10 protein-coding genes are annotated in these 13081 nt (G+C 64.4%); 4 read left to right on the forward strand and 6 right to left on the reverse strand.

Features of this window, described 5'->3' with window-relative positions; translation table 11 throughout:
* Positions 1–88 precede the first annotated feature (88 nt).
* Together GTV32_RS16160 and GTV32_RS16165 are read right to left on the reverse strand one after the other, a co-directional pair.
* Entirely contained in the window at positions 89–1711 is a 1623-nt protein-coding gene (locus tag GTV32_RS16160) for a long-chain fatty acid--CoA ligase (protein ID WP_161061176.1), read from the reverse strand.
* A 153-nt stretch (positions 1712–1864) separates the two neighbouring features.
* Positions 1865–3070, reverse strand: a complete 1206-nt coding sequence (locus GTV32_RS16165; RefSeq protein WP_161061177.1) for a helix-turn-helix domain-containing protein — start codon at positions 3068–3070, stop codon at positions 1865–1867.
* Positions 3071–3316: 246 nt separating this feature from the next.
* Between GTV32_RS16165 and GTV32_RS16170 the strand changes: the two genes are divergently transcribed.
* The 4 genes from GTV32_RS16170 to GTV32_RS16185 are packed head-to-tail and all read left to right on the forward strand — an operon-like array spanning position 3317 to position 9300.
* Positions 3317–4708 (forward strand): MFS transporter, encoded by a 1392-nt coding sequence (locus GTV32_RS16170; protein WP_161061178.1) that lies wholly within the window; start codon positions 3317–3319, stop codon positions 4706–4708.
* A 20-nt stretch (positions 4709–4728) separates the two neighbouring features.
* Complete coding sequence (locus GTV32_RS16175) at positions 4729–6654, forward strand: alkyl sulfatase dimerization domain-containing protein (RefSeq protein WP_237421562.1); 1926 nt, start codon at positions 4729–4731, stop codon at positions 6652–6654.
* 59 nt (positions 6655–6713) lie between these two features.
* Positions 6714–7838, forward strand: coding sequence for an NDMA-dependent alcohol dehydrogenase (locus tag GTV32_RS16180; RefSeq protein WP_161061179.1), 1125 nt, complete (start codon positions 6714–6716; stop codon positions 7836–7838).
* Between the two features lie 37 nt (positions 7839–7875).
* The gene (locus GTV32_RS16185) at positions 7876–9300 is read left to right on the forward strand and encodes an aldehyde dehydrogenase family protein (protein WP_161061180.1); all 1425 of its coding nucleotides are present in this window, start codon (positions 7876–7878) and stop codon (positions 9298–9300) included.
* Between the two features lie 100 nt (positions 9301–9400).
* On the opposite strand, the gene GTV32_RS16190 is transcribed toward GTV32_RS16185, so the two are convergent.
* The 4 genes from GTV32_RS16190 to GTV32_RS16205 all read right to left on the reverse strand — a co-directional run bounded on the left by GTV32_RS16190 (position 9401) and on the right by GTV32_RS16205 (position 12992).
* Positions 9401–9703, reverse strand: coding sequence for a hypothetical protein (locus GTV32_RS16190; protein WP_161061181.1), 303 nt, complete (start codon positions 9701–9703; stop codon positions 9401–9403).
* Between the two features lie 40 nt (positions 9704–9743).
* Positions 9744–10286 carry a DUF1990 domain-containing protein gene (locus GTV32_RS16195; RefSeq protein ID WP_161061182.1) on the reverse strand — a complete coding sequence of 181 codons (543 nt, stop codon included), beginning with the start codon at positions 10284–10286 and terminating at the stop codon, positions 9744–9746.
* A 772-nt stretch (positions 10287–11058) separates the two neighbouring features.
* Positions 11059–12255: a hypothetical protein gene (locus GTV32_RS16200; protein WP_161061183.1), complete on the reverse strand. Its 1197-nt coding sequence runs from the start codon at positions 12253–12255 to the stop codon at positions 11059–11061.
* Positions 12256–12530: 275 nt separating this feature from the next.
* Positions 12531–12992, reverse strand: coding sequence for a hypothetical protein (locus tag GTV32_RS16205; RefSeq protein WP_161061184.1), 462 nt, complete (start codon positions 12990–12992; stop codon positions 12531–12533).
* Positions 12993–13081 lie beyond the last annotated feature (89 nt).

The raw sequence follows: 13081 nt of genomic DNA on the forward strand, positions 1-13081 counted from the left end.
CCACGTTCGTCCCCCGGGTATCGTCAATTCCTCCGCGTGCTTGTGGGGGATGAACTGATACTCGGGGACGAACCGTGGTCGTCAGACCTCAGATCCGCGTGACGTCGAGGTCGCCGTCCTGGTACTGCGTACGCAGACGCTTCTTGTCGAACTTGCCGACGCTGGTCTTGGGGACCTCGTTGATCACCGTCCAGTTCTCTGGCAGCTGCCACTTGGCGACCTTGTCGGACAAGAAGTCGCGCAGCGTGTCGGCGGTGGCGTCGGAGCCGTCGCGCAACACCACGGCAACCAGGGGCCGCTCGTCCCACTTGGCATCGGGCACCCCGATGACCGCCGCCTCGATGACATCGGGGTGGCCCATGACGGCGTTCTCGAGATCGACCGAGGAGATCCACTCACCACCGGATTTGATGATGTCCTTGGTGCGGTCGGTGAGGGTGAGATAGCCGTCGGGAGTGATGGATCCGACGTCGCCGGTGCGCAGCCAACCGTCGTGGAACTTGTCCGGCGCCTCGACCCCGTAGTAGGCGCCGGCTATCCACGGCCCACGGACCTCGAGCTCACCGACGGTCTTGCCGTCGTTGGGGACGAGCTCGCCGAGATCGTCGACGAGCCGCGCCTGCACCGACGCGGGGAAGCGGCCCTGCGTATAGCGGTAGCGCCAGCGCTCTTCGCCCTCGGTGCCGGCGGGCGGCCGGGCCACCGAGCCCAGCGGTGACGTCTCGGTCATGCCCCAGGCGTGCAGCACCTGGACGTCGTGGTCCTCGTCGAAGGTGTGCATCAGGGACGGTGGCACCGCGGACCCGCCGATGAGGACGTCGTGCATGCACGAGATGTCCTGGGGATGTTGTTCGAGGTACTGGTGCAAACCGAGCCAGATCGTGGGGACCGCGGCGGCGAAGGTCGGCTTCTCGGCGGCGATCAACGCGGCGAGGGGCTCCGGCTGCAGGAACCGGTCGGGCATGATCAGCGACGCCCCGATCATGAACGCTGCGTAGGGCAACCCCCACGACATGGCATGGAACTGCGGCACCACCGCCAGCGCACGGTCGCCCTGCTTGAGTGCAGGTCCGTCGGTCATGCACACCTGCATCGAGTGCATGTAGATCGAACGATGCGAGTAGGCAACACCTTTCGGGTCACCGGTGGTGCCAGAGGTGTAGCACATGGCAGCTGCCGAACGCTCGTCGACCTCAGGCCACTCGAACTCGGTCGGCTGATCGGCGATCAACTGCTCGTAGGAATGCACCTGCACACCGTCGGGAGCGTCGACGCCCTCGGCCGATTCGCCGGTCACGATGATGTGCTTGACCGTGCTCAGCTGCGGCAGCTGTGGATTGAGCAGGGGGAGCAGGGTGGGGTCGACGATGATGACCCGATCTTCGCCGTGGTTGGCGACGAACACCAGTTGCTCCGGGAACAGCCGGATGTTGAGGGTATGGAGTACCGCGCCCATCGAGGGCACCGCGAGGTAGGCCTCCAGGTGTTCGGCGTTGTTCCACATGAACGTGGCGACCCGCTCGTCGCCGGTCACTCCCAGCCCGCGCAGCGCGTGCGCCAGCTGTGCGCAGCGTTGCCCGACCTCGGCGTAGCTGCGGCGGCGAGCACCGGCATCGGTCCAGGTGACCACCTCGGCGGTGCCATGGACGGTGCTGCCGTGGCGGAGGAGTTGGGCAATCGAGAGGGGAGCGTCTTGCATTGTGCTGAGCATCGAGATTCCTTTTCGTCGAACTGTGCGTCAGCTGTGGTCGTGTCACAGCGTCCATCTGGTTCATCATTGCCCGATTTGCCGGATCGGGTCGTGGTTTTGCGCTCTCTGCTGAGCGCGCAGGTGGTCGGCGACTCTACTCGTGTTGGGAGACCGTCAAGGCGGCGCCGAATGCCGACACCCCTCGAAGCCGCTGGGGTCGACACCGGTGAGGGAGGTGAGGCGGTGCAGACGATTATTGACCGTATTTGGATGTACCGCAAGCGCTCTCGCTGTTCGGCCGCGATCCATGTCGCAGCGTAGATAGCACTCGAGGAACTCGATGAGCTCAGGAAACGGTTCGACGGCTGCGAGCATGCCACGCAGGTGTTCGCGAGCAGCGGACGGTCGGGACAACTGATAGGCGAGCGCGACGTCTGCGAGGCGGTAGACTGTCCGCTCGGACGGATGTCCCGCCGACAATCGCAACACCTCGGTCGAGAGGACGCCGGCGGAAGGGAGCTCCGCGACGTCTACGCATTCCACGAGTCCCGCTCTCAGCATGACCCCGACCGCCGAGTGGATCCGGTCGACCAGATCGCAGGCGGTGTCGTAGGGCGTCGACGCGTCATCGGGGTCCACGGGTAGCAGAAGGTGTCCCCCGGCCGGACCGAGTGTGGAGATCATCGATCTCGTGCGGCGAAAGTCGGTCAAGCCGAGGATCTTTCGCATCTTTCGCCGGCCCGCGACCAGCCGACCGGTGGTGTCGTCGACCAGTTCGTCCGGTGTCGACTCGATCTCGAGCGCCAGCACGCTGTACTGCTTGACCAGCTCGATCTGAAAGCGGTCGGCGTATGGGCGGGCATCCTGACCGTCGAGCAGCATGCGTGCAACCAGGTGACCTGCGCCGCTCTTCTCACTGCCGAGGACCACTTGTTCCTGCTCGTACGCCTCGGCCAGGGTCGTCGTATACGTCCCGACCAAAGCCAGTAGCGCGGTGCCCAGATAGGTGACTTCAGCGGTCTCGTCGGCGTGTGCCACCGCGGACACTTCGTCCCACAACCGCCGGAAGCCACGCTGCCAGTTCTGGATCACCAGCGACAGCGGCACGCCCTCATCCGCTCGCTGCACGGCGATCTCGCGCGCGGGTTGCAGATCCTCGTCATCGGGACCGACGTTCTCGGCGATCGACCGCAGGATGACCGCGAGATTCCGACGGGTCACCGATGGGAGCTCGGTCTGCCGGATCTCGGAGGGAAGCGAACGGAGCAGGTCGGCATCGTCGAGGGTCGATTGCCGAATGAGCTCGGACACGCGGGTTTGCAGGCGTTTGAGGAGCTGTTCGACGCCCGCGGGCGGCGGCGCGGGTGATAGCGATCTCATCGGCAACACCTCCTCGATGTGCGAACGCACATTCAACGGGCACTTTGACTGTGAAAAGACGTTCTTGTGGTGGTCGGATGACCATCGTAGCGTGAAAAGCGTGCAGAAACTGTGACTGGCAACACAGCAGCTATCAGCAGTGACATATCAGACGTAAAGACTGGCGCCAGCCATGACGCGCATTCATCCGAGACGCCGGCGACCCCGTTCCGGCGACACCAGTCGTCCTCGACCTAAGGAATCTTGATGGATCATTCGATCACCCAGCACCGCGGTGAGCCAACGTCGATCGCGCCGCCACCACCGGAGCAGGAGGCACGTCGTGACGGCCTCCGCCGCGGACGTCTGCCGGCACCGGTCGTCGGTGGCCGGCGGGCGTGGATGATCACCGGCCTGCTGATGGTGTTGATGATGATCAACTTCGCCGACAAGGCGGTCCTGGGACTGTCGGCGACCAGCATCCGCGAGGAGTTCGGAATCACCGCCGAGCAGTACGGCACCATCTCGAGCGCGTTTTTCCTCCTGTTCAGCATCGCGGCACTGGTCGTCGGTCATCTCGCGGACCGCTTCAGCACCAGCAAAGTGCTGTTCGTCCTCGCGTTGATCTGGTCGGTGTCGATGCTGCCGGTCATCGGGCCTGCGGGGTTCACCGTGCTGCTGGTGTCGCGAATCGTGTTGGGGGCAGCCGAAGGACCCGCCTTCGGGGTAGCGCAGCATGCGCTCCACAAGTGGTTCGAGGACGCCGATCGAAGCATTCCGACGGCCCTGCTCACCATCGCCACCTCGGTCGGGATCATCGTCGGTGCGCCCGCCCTGTCGTGGATGATCGTGAATCATGGATGGCGGTCGGCCTTCATCCTCGTCGCCGTCATCGGCTTGGTGTGGAGCGCAGTGTGGCTGGTCGTCGGTCGTGAGGGCCCGGTCGACGTCCACAGTTCATCGGCACGGTCGCAGTTCACGCGCCCCATCGATCGGATGCACGTGCCGCTGTGGCAGATCCTCGTGTCGCCGACCTGGCTGGGATGTGCACTGAGTTCCTTTGCCGCGTACTGGTCGGTGTCGCTGTTGATTGCATGGCTACCCGCCTTTCTGACCGATGATCTCGGCTACAGCAAGACCGAGACCGGGTTCATCGCGACCCTGCCCTGGATCGTCGCGGTGATCACGCTGCTGGTCCAAGGCCTGGCAGTCCAGCGCCTGATGCACAACGGCGTGTCCAGCCGCTTGGCGCGAGGTGTTCTGCCCGGCATCATCCTGCTCGCATCGGGTGTGTGCACCCTCGGCTTTGTCTACGTGCCGGAGAGCGGCTTCACGATCGTTCTGGTCGCGCTGGGACTGGGACTGTCTGGCGCCGTCTTCGCCGCCGCGACCACCGTGTGTGGCGAGATCGCCCCGATCGGCCAGCGTGGAGCGGTCCTCGGCGCATTCGTCGCGGTCTACAGCCTCGCCGGCGTCATCGCACCGTTCGTCGCCGGTGTGTTCGTCGGATCGGCGGAGGACGCCACCGACACCGGCTACAGCCAGGTGTTCGGCCTCACCGGACTCATCGTCATCGTCGGTGGGGTGCTCGCCGTGACACTGATCCGTCCGGAACGCGACAAGGCCCGGCTGGCCGCCGCGGGGCGAACCATCAACTGAACCTTCATATCCGACCACCATTGACCACCACGAACGGAGATACCTTGCGCAGCAACGCGAAACCCGCAACCCGTCACACCATCGACGCCAACAGGATGGTCGTCGACCAGTTGCCCTTCCAGGATCGGAAGGCCTACGACGATGCACGACGCGGATTCATCGCCACGATGGACCCGCTGGTGATCACCGACGAATCGGGTCGGGTGGTGTGGGACCTCGAGCAGTACGCCTTCCTGCAGGACGATTCACCCGAGACCGTCAATCCCAGCCTGTGGCGGATCTCCCAGCTGCACATGACGCACGGCCTGTTCAAGGTCTCGGACCGGATCTACCAGGTCCGCGGGTTCGACATCTCGAACATGACCGTGATCGTGGGAGAGACCGGATACATCATCGTCGACCCTCTGACCTCTATTGAATGTGCCCGCGCGGCAATGGGATTGGTGTACGAGCACCTGGGCGAGAAGCCGATTCGCGCGGTCATCTACACCCACAGCCACGCCGATCATTTTGGTGGGGTCAAGGCACTCGTCGACGAAGACGACCTCGTCGCCGGTGGTGTGCGTGTGGTGGCTCCGATCGGCTTCATGGAGCACACGGTCAGCGAGAACGTGTACGCCGGCAACGCGATGTACCGGCGCGCGCAATACATGTACGGCCAGAACCTGGCGGTCGAGGCGACCGGAATGGTCTCGACCGGATTGGGAATCGCCTTGTCGCAAGGGCAGATCAGTCTGATCGAGCCCACCGATCTGATCTCCGCCAGCGGGCAGGAACTCGTGCTCGACGGTGTCCGGATCGAGTTCCAGTTCACGCCAGACTCCGAGGCGCCCGCCGAGATGCACTTCCACCTCCCGGAGATGCGCGCATTGTGTATGGCCGAGAACGTGTCTCACCACATGCACAACCTGTACACCCCGCGCGGGGCGCAGATCCGCGACGCGGCGGCCTGGAGCCGGTACATCGACGAGGCATTCCGGCGATACGGCGACAAGACCGACGTGATGTTCATCTGCCACCAATGGCCGGTGTGGGGAACCGAGGAGATCGGTGACTTCCTGACCGAGCAGCGGGACCTCTATCGCTACATCCACGACGAGACGCTGCGTCTGGCCGCACATGGACACACGATGGTCGAGATCGCGGAGATGATCGAGTTCCCCGAGGGACTCGCGACCTCGTGGACGGCTCGTGGGTACTACGGGACGCTCAACCACAATGCCAAGGCGGTCTACCAACGGTATCTGGGCTGGTTCGACGGCAATCCGGCCACTCTGCACCCACATCCGCCCGTCGAGTCGGCCAAACGCTACGTGGACTTCATGGGAGGCGCCGACACGGTCCTAGCCAAGGCGCGCAGATCATTCGAGGAGGGCGACTACCGCTGGGTTGCCGAGGTGGTCAACCACGTGGTCTTCGCCGAGCCCACCAACGTGGCGGCCCGCGAACTGCAGGCCGACACCTTGGAACAGCTCGGATATCAGGCGGAGTCTGCGCCGTGGCGCAACTTCTACCTGACGGGCGCTCAGGACCTTCGCGAGGGAGTGCGCACCGACGAGGCCACACTGACCACCTCCGATGTGCTCGCGTCGATGACGACCGACATGCTGCTCGACTACCTGGCGATCCGGCTCAACGGTCCCAAGGCGAGCGGACGGAAGTTCAGCGTGCTCGTCCAGGTCACCGATACCGAAGAGTCCCGTCTCGCGGAGCTGATCCACGGGGTGCTCTTCTGCAGGCCGGTCGACCCGCACGGGGAGACCGGCGCAGACAGCACGCTCCGGCTCACCAAGTCGACACTGAACGGCCTCGCCCTCGGGGCCGGCACCCTCGCCGAGGGGGTTCGCACCGGGGCGGTCGAGCTCTCGGGAGACGAGGAGTTGGTCTACGAACTGTTCACGCTGTTCGACACCTTCAGCCGCACCTTCGACATCGTCACTCCGTGACGACAGTCGGCCACGCACAACCACATTCAACGCACCACCACATCAACTGAGGAGACCGTATGGAAACCAAGGCAGCAGTTCTGCGCGAAGTCGGCGAAGACTGGAAGATCGAGTCCGTGGAGCTCGCCGACCCGGTGCCGGGCGAGGTCCAGGTTCGGCTTGTCGCGTCCGGCATGTGCCACTCGGATCATCATCTGCGCACCGGTGCGAGCCCGGCGCCCCTTCCCATCGTCGGCGGCCATGAGGGATCCGGAGTGATCACCAAGGTCGGTGCCGGTGTCACCGGACTTGCCGAAGGTGACCATGTGGTCACCGCGTTCATTCCCGCGTGCGGCACCTGCCGGCCGTGTTCGAGTGGGATGCAGAACCTCTGCGACGAAGGTGCGCGGCTGCTGACCGGACAGGCGATCGCCGACGACGGATTCCGGGTCACCGCAAACGGGGAGCCAGTCGGACAGATGTGTCTGCTGGGCACCTTCTCGCCCTACATCACGGTGCATCAGGCCTCGATCGTGAAGATCGAGAAGGACATTCCACTCGAGGCGGCCGCGCTCCTGGGGTGCGGTGTCGCGACCGGGTGGGGATCGGCCACCATCGCCGGCGGTACCAAGGTCGGGGACACGGTCGTCGTGGTCGGCTGCGGTGGGGTGGGGATCAACGGTGTGCAGGGGGCCGCAGCAGCCGGCGCCCGTCACGTCGTCGCCGTCGACCCGGTGGGGTTCAAGCGGGACAAGGCCTTGGAACTCGGTGCCACACACGCCTTCGCCTCCATGGAGGAGGCGCTCGAACCGGTCCGCGAACTCACCTGGGGGACAATGGCCGACGTGACCGTGGTCACCGTCGGTGAGCTGGAAGGGGACATGATCCAGCCCGCGATGAACCTCACCGCCAAGGGTGGACAGGTGGTGGTGACCGGGATGGGGCACTTCGAGGATGTGGCGGTGACGCTGAGCCTGTTCGAACTCACCCTGCTGCAGAAGCGTCTGCAGGGTGCGATCTTCGGAGGGACCGGGCCGCGCACCCAGATTCCTGCGCTGCTGAACGAGTACCGGAGCGGCGCATTGAAATTGGATGAACTGGTGACGACAACCTACAAGCTCGAGGAGATCAATCAAGGGTACGCGGACATGTTGTCCGGGAAGAACCTCCGTGGGCTCATCCGGTACACCGACGCCGACTACTGATCGCCTCCGACGACTGACCGAACGAACGGAAACAGAAGTGAAATCTGAGCATTTCTCCGACTTGTACATCAATGGCGCATGGGTCGCCTCGGCCGGCGAAGCCACGATCGAGGTCATCAATCCCGCGGACGAACGCGTCCTCGCCGTGGTGCCCGACGGCACGGCTGCCGATGTCGATGCTGCCGTGAGCGCGGCACGAGAGGCGTTCGCCTCGTGGTCGACCACCGCCCCGGACAAGCGTGCCGCCTACCTGCAGGCCGTTGCTCAGGGCATCGAGGACCGTGCCGATGAGCTCATCGGGTTGATCTCCGACGAGATGGGCACCCCGCGCAGCTTTGCCGCCGAACTGCAGTTGCCGTTGCCGATCAACAGCTTTCGGCAGGTGGCCGAGATCGGCGCGAGCTACGCGTACGAACGGACCGAAGGACCGTCGCTCATCGTGCGGGAGCCCATCGGGGTGGTCGGGGCGATCACGCCGTGGAACTATCCGCTCCACCAACTCGCGGGCAAGGTGGCGTTCGCGCTGGCAGCCGGCAACACGGTGGTCGTCAAACCCAGTGAGGTCGCGCCGCTGGACGCGGTGATCCTGGCTGAGATCATCGACTCAGTCGGTCTGCCCGCCGGCGTGTTCAACCTGATCAGTGGTCGCGGTCCAACGGTCGGTGAAGCGCTCGTGTCCCACCCCGATGTCGACATGATCTCGTTCACCGGTTCCACCCGGGCTGGTCGGCGGGTGGGCGAGCTCGCCGCGCAGGGCGTCAAGCGGGTGGCGCTCGAACTCGGCGGCAAGAGTCCCAACGTGATGCTCGACGACGCCGACCCCACCGAAGTGGTCCCGCATGCCGTGCAGTGGGCATTCCTGAACTCGGGCCAGACCTGCTCGGCGTTGACGCGGCTGCTGGTGCCGCGAGACAAACTGGGCGAGGTGGAACAGATCGCCAAGCAGGTCGCCGAAGCCATCACCGTCGGAGCGCCCGCCGCCGAAGACACGGTCCTCGGACCGCTGGTGTCGCAGGCGCAGCTGGAGCGAGTGCGCGGCCATATCGAGAAGGGAATCGCCGAGGGCGCCGCGCTGATCACCGGTGGCGCCGAGCCGATCCCCGACCTGCCGGTCGGGTTCTACGTTCGGCCGACGGTCTTCTCGGACGTCACCACCGACATGTCGATTCATCGCGAAGAGATCTTCGGTCCGGTGTTGGTGCTCGTCCCTTACGACACCGAGAGCGATGCGATTCGGATCGCCAACGACACCGAGTACGGGCTGGCGGCGTCGGTGTGGTCGGCCGACCCTGAACGTGCGCGAACGGTCGCCGGCAGGATCCGGGCGGGACAGATCGCGATCAACGGCGCGGACTTCAACCCGAACGCGCCGTTCGGTGGGCACAAGCAATCGGGCAACGGTCGCGAATTCGGCACTCACGGGCTGGAGGAGTTCTTGGAGGTGAAGGCGATTCAGGTCTAGGAGAGTGGTTGCGCCCCCGGCGGTCCGCCGTCGGGGGCGCACCATTCTTCGCCTGGGACTGTTCTCGCGTAGGTCGCGATGGTGCGACGAGCTCTATCGGTCACGGCTTGCGCCGCCCCGCGATCGTCGTCGTGACCGAAATAGATATCCACGTCAACGGAATCCAGGCGTAACACGAGAGGCCGTACCACATACTGACGACGACGAAACTTGACCAGAGGCTCGGGTGGCCGGGTGCCGGATCGGCAACTCCCCCCACGCCCCACATCAGCGCCATGAACACGAGATAGCTCACCGGGATGGAGAGCAGGAACAGTTTCAATGAGTACGGACGCAGTCTTCGACCGTTCTCAGACGGCGGCGTGTGCTGGACAGGAGTCGGCGGGTCGGGGTGCGATGTCATCTGGGTGGTTTCTCGGGTCGTCGGCGTCAGTGCGGGGTGCTCACGATATCAACGACCGCTGGTACCGGCGCGTGATGAGCGCCTGAGCGAGGTGGCCCACTGGGCCGGCAACGCGCGCGAGTCGGCTGTGCGGTCGCGAGAAGGCCGTCACCGTGAAGGTGACCGTGTCGTCTGCATGGTGTTCGAGCGCAAAGCGTTCCTCGCCACACTCGGGATGTCCGGGGAGCGTTCCGTACGCGAAGGCGGCGCGGCGTTCGTCGTCGAGCACCTCGACGATCCGGACGGGAGCCCGAACACCCACGCGCCCAATGCCGATCGTCAGCACGGCGACACCATCCTGCTCGACGGTTCTGTCCGAACTTGCGACCGCCACGCCGGCCCGCAGCTGTACCTGCCATTCGAAGAGTGCCCGGCGCGCGAGGGTGAAGTCTGCGGCGCCGGCGCCGACATCAACGCTCTCGTTCAGATGGCGGTAGCCGACGGGGAGTCGACCACTGGAAGCGCCAACTTCCGGATATGTCAGGGAAGCTCGCCGAAGTCGCTGTTCGGTTTTCGCGTCCAGTGGTTGCCGTTGTTGGGTCATGAGATGATTCAACCTCGATGAGCGCGGCACCACGTGTCCTTTTGACGTTCGACGCGCTCGCGCTTCACCTACGGCTTGAGTACGTTCCTACCGTACTGAGTCTCCATGAAGGCCCGGTGTCGTTCGGGTTGTTCGTGAACCAGATCCGCTGCTCGTACCTGGCAGTCCGCAGAGCTACTGGGAACCATGACTGTGACTCTTGGATCTTCGGGCGCTGCATCCATTGGCATTGATACGTCTGGATCTTGCGCGACTGGTCGTTCTCTTTGCTGAGGACGACCCGCCAGAGGAGAACAGCCTCTTGCCGTCCTGGCGTAGTTTGCGCCGACCGCCGAGGCGTTACCCCAGCGCCATTCTCACTCCCAGATCGCGTGAATCTTGCGATTCGAGTGTGCTCCTTCGTGCCCGAACGCTATCTGGCACAGATAGACTTCGTGACCGATGATCACCCTGTGCTGACAGACCTTGTCTTCCTCAGACGATGAGCCCTGCTCTTCTACGTTCTTTCTTCTTCGCATTGTTGTGTGCCTTTGCTCTGGCTTACTGGCGGATGAACGGAAATCATCGACGTGCCCGACTGTACTTTCTGCTCGAAGGCCAACATGTTTTCGAGCAACCATCATCCGGTGGTGTTTTATTGGTGCAGGGCGTTTTGTTCTGTTGAGGACCTAGACGACTCCGGGTCTCTTCTGGACTCGTGAGAGGCGAAATGCCTTTTATGAACAAAGTCAGTGGGTTGGCATCGAACACGTGGACGCAGCGTTCCAACCGGTTATCGGCTCTCCTTCACTTGGTTGTCGGGCGTGGATTGCGGCGGGCCGCCAGCGTCGCGCAGAACCACGAGGCGCAGCGCTTCCTGAAGCTTGTTGGTGGTCATCTGCCAGACCTCACCTTCGTGACGGCAGGCGGCCGCCTCGTCGGGGTCGTCTGCGTCGTCCGCCTCGCCGGCGGACTTCACCCACGCCAGGTACTGCTCCTGGGTGGTGTAGATGTACCGGAGGATCTCGGACTGGTCGTAGCGGCAGATCTTGGCGACCTCGTGCGCGTTGAGCGTCGTGCCGTCGGGATCGAGCACGATGAGGGTCTGCAACGGATCGGGGAGGCGTTTGTCGGTCTCCGAGTGTTCGGGAGCATCGACTCCAGTGACAGCCGAGATGATCTCGGGTGCAACATCCTTCATGAATCCGAGCCATCTTCCGAGCGCGGCGATCAGGTTCTCGCGATGGTACGCGCTCATCCCGACGCTGAGGAAGGCCATCAGCGTCGACTGGTGCACTATCAGCTTGACTCCGGCCCACCGGACCGACTCGCCCGCGACGAACTCGGCGGCCGCGGTGGTGTCGGGGACCTCGTCGACGAGCGTTCCGAAGAACTCGACCGATGCTTCGTCGTCGAGGACTCGCAGCCACGACGGCAGAGCCCCGGTGGGCAGCGGGATGTCGCCGTCCTCGTCGACAGCGATATAGCGACCGGCGATGCCCTCGAGCGTGTCGATGACCATGCCCAGCAGATGATCACGCGACTCGGGGATCGCGCCGACGGCGACACGTGCCTCGCGGCGGTCCGGAGTCGGACCCGAGCCGGAGAGAAAGGCCGGGTGGACGACCTCCCAGATCACACGCAGGGCGTCGACGGCGATCTGGGCGAGCCCGTCGACGCGGCGTTGCCCGACCTCATAGATCAACCGGTTGTCGCGGAGCAGACGCCAACCGGCGTCGGTCATCGTGGTGAGCTGCTCGAGTTTGAACTCGACGGTCGGGTGAAGATCTAGGACGTGGGCAGTGCAGCGCATCCGATGGGCACGCGTGACAGTGAACTCGAGGACCGCGTGCGTGCCCTCGGGGAAGTCGCGGGCCTGCTCGACGGAGAACCGCTCACCCATCGGGAGTGCGGACAACCGGTCCGCGAGATGGTTCCGGAAGTCGCGCCAGGCGCCCTCGACCGCGGTGTCAAAATCGAAGCCGGTCATGACTTCTCCCTTCTGTGAGTACGTTCGCGCACATCCGACCGGGACGGCTGAGAACGCTGGACTCTGGTGAGGTGCTCGGTACCGCCGGCGGTGTTTCGCGGGCCCCGGTGGATCACCTTTCACCTGCAGAGTAGGGGAGAGGTACGACAATTTCGGACCTCGTTGACGTGCGATCGGATGATCAGGAGGAACCGAAGTGCTCCAGGTCTAGTTCCTTCGACGGTCGTGATCGCGCCATCCGTTCGCACGGCCTCGACGTCGGAGAACGAAACACTTCACCCTGTGAGCGAGAACGGATGCACTGTGCTGATCGGGTCGGTGAGCGTCAGGAACGACGGGTGGGTGACACCCCATTGGCCGCGCAGCAGGGTGATCGACTGGACCGCAGCCTGGTACAGCTGCCTGCGGCCGAACTCCCGGATGTATTCGTCCTTACGGGAGAGGTAACGCCAGTCGAGCGCCTCGAAGGTCCGCTGCGTCTGTGACCAGTCGGGCTGCCGCGTGCCGACGAGCGCACGTTTCGGCACGGTCGCGCGGACACGACCCGCCCGGTTGGCGCGGAAGGCGATGAGCAGCTGTTCGCGATTGCCGACGGGGTGTGCGAGGTCGATGAATTCGAACGATCCGAACCGCAGATCGCCGAGACGCGCCGCAAGATCCGCGGTGAACTCGCGCCAGGATTCGGCGATCTGGTCGTCGTATCCGTCGAAGTCGTCGTCGTACGCCTCGGTGGTCATGGTCCTCCTGGGTCGATGGGCGGACCGGCAGCTGCCGATGACGACGAACTTACGAGTCGGGTATGACATGCTCTGCCGGCTTCCGGCGT

The sequence above is a fragment of the Gordonia sp. SID5947 genome (assembly GCF_009862785.1).
In the GTDB taxonomy this organism is placed as follows: Bacteria; Actinomycetota; Actinomycetes; order Mycobacteriales; family Mycobacteriaceae; genus Gordonia.

Excerpts from the sequence above, each read along its gene's own strand:
- GTV32_RS16160 (WP_161061176.1), bottom strand. The coding sequence starts at position 1,711 with ATGCTCAGCACAATGCAAGACGCTCCCCTCTCGATTGCCCAACTCCTC.
- GTV32_RS16190 (WP_161061181.1), bottom strand. The coding sequence starts at position 9,703 with ATGACATCGCACCCCGACCCGCCGACTCCTGTCCAGCACACGCCGCCG.
- GTV32_RS16200 (WP_161061183.1), bottom strand. The coding sequence starts at position 12,255 with ATGACCGGCTTCGATTTTGACACCGCGGTCGAGGGCGCCTGGCGCGAC.
- GTV32_RS16180 (WP_161061179.1), top strand. The coding sequence starts at position 6,714 with ATGGAAACCAAGGCAGCAGTTCTGCGCGAAGTCGGCGAAGACTGGAAG.
- GTV32_RS16170 (WP_161061178.1), top strand. The coding sequence starts at position 3,317 with ATGGATCATTCGATCACCCAGCACCGCGGTGAGCCAACGTCGATCGCG.
- GTV32_RS16205 (WP_161061184.1), bottom strand. The coding sequence starts at position 12,992 with ATGACCACCGAGGCGTACGACGACGACTTCGACGGATACGACGACCAG.
- GTV32_RS16165 (WP_161061177.1), bottom strand. The coding sequence starts at position 3,070 with ATGAGATCGCTATCACCCGCGCCGCCGCCCGCGGGCGTCGAACAGCTC.
- GTV32_RS16195 (WP_161061182.1), bottom strand. The coding sequence starts at position 10,286 with ATGACCCAACAACGGCAACCACTGGACGCGAAAACCGAACAGCGACTT.